Annotated in this window: 1 protein-coding gene; it reads left to right on the top strand. The window is 78.7% G+C overall.

The genetic code is table 11. The features are described 5' to 3' along the window. Positions 1–239: 239 nt before the first annotated feature. Positions 240–1,517, top strand: a complete 1,278-nt coding sequence (locus L1885_RS28070; RefSeq protein WP_235799955.1) for an FAD-dependent oxidoreductase — start codon at positions 240–242, stop codon at positions 1,515–1,517. The last annotated feature ends 175 nt before the right edge of the window (positions 1,518–1,692 follow it).

Below are 1,692 nucleotides of genomic sequence, written 5' to 3'. Positions count from 1 at the left end.
GACGCCGGATCGGGCACCGGCCGGCGACCGCGCCCCCTCCCTGCCGTGACGGCGGCTCCGCGACCGGGACGCCGCGACGACGGGTCCCCCGGCGGCGCCCCGCGCGGGCGGCACCGTGACGGCGCGTTCGAGGCCACGGCTCCCCGACGCATATGCGACGGACTCCCGACGAATCCCTGAAGCACCCCCGAAGCACCCCCGACGAATCCCTGAGACGACACACACAGAGCGGAACCCCCATGTACGACCTCGTAGTTGTGGGCGCAGGGCCCTACGGCCTGTCCGTCGCGGCCCACGCGGCCCGCGCCGGTCTCGACGTCAAGGTCTTCGGCCGGCCGATGGCGTCCTGGCTTCGGCACATGCCGCCGGGCATGTTCCTCAAGTCGGAGCCGTGGGCGTCGAACCTCTCCGACCCGGACGGCGCGCACACCCTCGCCGCCTACTCCGCCGCGCAGGGCACGCCCGCGCGGCACGGAGTCCCCGTACCCGTCCGGTTCTTCGCCGCGTACGGGCTGTGGTTCGCGCGGCAGGCGGCGCCGCCCGCCGACGAGCGGGAGGTCGTGTCGGTGCGGCCCGGTCCGGGCGGCTTCCTGGTGACCACGGCGGACGGCGAGCCCGTCCTCACCCGTACCGTCGCCCTCGCCGTCGGCGTCATGCCCTTCGTGGAGGTGCCGGAGGTGCTGCGCGGCCTGCCGCCGGAGCTGGCCTCGCACAGCAGCCACCACGCCGGCCTCGGCCACTTCGAGGGCCGGGACGTGACCGTCGTCGGGGCGGGGCAGGCCGCGCTGGAGACGGCCGCGCTCCTCGCCGAACAGGGCACGCGCGTGCGCGTGGTGGCGCGCTCCCCGGCGCTGGACTGGAACACCCCGCCGCCCCCGCTGGCGCGCCCGCTCGCCCAGCGCGTGCGCGGCCCGCACACCGGACTCGGCTGCGGGTGGCGCAACTGGCTGTACGCCGAGACCCCGGGGGCGTTTCGCCGGCTGCCCGCCGCGACCCGGGCCCGGGTGTTCGCCTCGGCGCTCGGCCCTGCGGGGGCCTGGTGGCTGCGGGAGCGCTTCGAGGGCGCCGTCGAGGTGCGGCTCGGCGAGCAGATCGTCGCCGCGGCGCCCGCCGGCGGCCGGCTCCGGCTGCGCCTCGCGGACGCCGACGGCGGCACGGCCCGCCTGGAGACGGACCACGTCGTCGCGGCCACCGGTTTCACGCCGGCCCTCGACCGGCTCGCCCTGCTCGCCCCCGAACTGCGCGACGGCCTCGCCACCGTGGCCGACGGCGGGGGGCCCGAGGCGAGCGGCTGCTTCGAGTCGTCGTACCCGGGCCTGTTCCTCGCGGGGCTGCTGAGCGCGCCGTCGTTCGGCCCGTCGATGCGGTTCGTCCACGGCGCCACGTACACCGCAGAGCGCCTGGTGCGCGGGGTGCGGCGGCGCCTGCGCCCGGCCGGCGGCTCGCCGGGCCTGGTCGCGCCGCGGGCCGCGGAGAAGCTGCCGGCGCGGGGGAGGGCGGCCGGGGTCATGCCGTGAACCGCCCGGCCGGGCGTACCCCGTGAGGCCCGGGGGCCGGGGCCGCCCGGCCCCTCACCCCCGTCACGTCCGGGGGCGCGGAAGCGGGGCGCGGCACGGACCGAGGCCGGGAGGGCCTGAGGCCCTCCCGGCCTCGGGGGACGGGTGGTGCGGGTGCGGCGGGACGGGCCGCGGG

The sequence above is a fragment of the Streptomyces fuscigenes genome, assembly GCF_021556455.1.
Lineage (GTDB): Bacteria > Actinomycetota > Actinomycetes > Streptomycetales > Streptomycetaceae > Streptomyces > Streptomyces fuscigenes.
The sequence above is the reverse complement of the archived record's forward strand: the minus strand, read 5'-3'. Positions and strand labels throughout refer to the sequence as shown.